Annotated in this window: 1 protein-coding gene; it reads left to right on the top strand. The window is 48.2% G+C overall.

Annotated elements, in window-relative coordinates:
- Positions 1-1,277 (top strand): DNA mismatch repair endonuclease MutL (gene mutL / locus R8269_RS24775; protein ID WP_318222851.1); only part of this gene is annotated, 1,277 nt, incomplete at both ends.

The following is a 1,277-nucleotide window of genomic DNA, read 5'->3' as shown; positions in this document are numbered from 1 at the left end:
GTGCGGCTAAGAATCAACTGCAAACCGAAAAGCGTATAGCGGCGGTGTGTGGTAATGCATTTGTGCGTAATATGCTTCGTATTGAGCTTGAGCATCAAGGTCTCAAGTTGCATGGTTGGATCACCACCCCGGATGGGGCTCGTCAGCAAAGCGATTTGCAGTATTGTTACGTGAATGGCCGCATGATGCGGGACAAACTGATCAATCATGCGATTCGTCAAAGTTACGAAATGAGCTTAAAGCCGGATCAATTTGCCGCTTATGTGTTGTTCATCGAGCTAGACCCGCATCAGGTGGACGTGAACGTTCATCCAGCGAAGCATGAAGTGCGTTTCCACCAAGCAAGATTGGTACATGACTTTATCTATCAAGCTTTGGCTGATGCACTGGCACAAAGCTCTGTGATTGATAAGCCGCAAGTCAATGAGTCCGCGTTCCATCGAGCAGAGCCTGAAGAGCGAGAAAGCCAACCGGAAACGACGCCTCAATACTCGCCACAATCAGTGAGTACTACTGTCCCAGAGCGTGTGTATCAAGCGATTGATAAAACGCCTACGTACCCTGGACGTACTGATTATGAGATAAAGCCACGCGATCGTGCGCCGAGTGATTCATCTGTGCGTGAAGCACGCATTGCAGACTCCTTTAAGCGAATGGATTGGATTGAATCCAAACCTGCGCCTAAACCAAATGTAGGTAAAGAGCGTCATGCTGAACCTGCACCAAGCAAGCGAGAAGTCCACACTTACCATGAACTGCTAAAAACACCCGACTTCGAATCGCAACAAGCTGAGCAACCGACATCGACAGGGTCCGTTCGAGAAGTGAGTTTGCCTCAAGTTACAGCGTTGGGGAAAGCGTTGGCCGCTGTGGATGAACAATTTGTTCTGATGAGCAGCGACAGTGGAGTAGCCTTAGTTTCATTACCTCGAGCTGAGTTCTATCGCACCAAAGGTCAGTTGACGCCAAGTGAAGGAGCGTTAAAAGCGCAGCCTTTATTAGTACCGTTGTCGATGAAGTTGGACACTGACTTAGTGAAGTTGGCACAAGATTATCAACAAGACTTTGCTCAGTTGGGTATCCAATTAAAAGCCAGAAATGATAAAGCGCTAATGGTCATGGGCGTGCCAGCACCATTACGCCAACAAAACTTACAAAATTTAGTACCAGATCTGTTATCTTACGCGCAAACGTGGATGAAGGGAGAAAAGGCGTCAACTCAGATGCTTCCTGCGCTGATCGATTGGCTTGCTGTGCAGGTCACAACGGTCAAGAGT

The organism is Vibrio sp. Vb0667 (assembly GCF_033391095.1).
This window is presented reverse-complemented; position numbering and strand designations above follow the sequence as displayed.